This is a genomic window from Pseudoalteromonas sp. S1609 (genome assembly GCF_005887255.1).
In the GTDB taxonomy this organism is placed as follows: domain Bacteria; phylum Pseudomonadota; class Gammaproteobacteria; order Enterobacterales; family Alteromonadaceae; genus Pseudoalteromonas.
The window spans coordinates 1-233 of sequence record NZ_PNDJ01000207.1 but is presented as its reverse complement, the minus strand read 5'-3'; the positions used below and the strand labels follow the sequence as shown (position 1 = coordinate 233).

Below are 233 nucleotides of genomic sequence, written 5' to 3'. Positions count from 1 at the left end.
CCCTTGAGGGTAAAATGGATGGCGCAAACACCACTGCCACCAATGTTAGCGATTACATGAAAGGTACACCAAGTTGGCGCACTGACTTATACGCCACCTCAGGTACACTCATGACTCACAAACAAAGTATTGCACTATTTAAACAGCTCGGAGTAAAAATGACCCCAGAGCTTAAATCACCTCAAGTGAGTATGCCCTTTAACGGTATGACCCAAACGCAATACGCACAAAAA

Annotated in this window: 1 pseudogene; it reads left to right on the top strand. The window is 44.6% G+C overall.

The features are described 5' to 3' along the window. Nucleotides 1-233: pseudogene (locus tag CWB76_RS19450) on the top strand (glycerophosphodiester phosphodiesterase family protein); the annotation flags it as partial.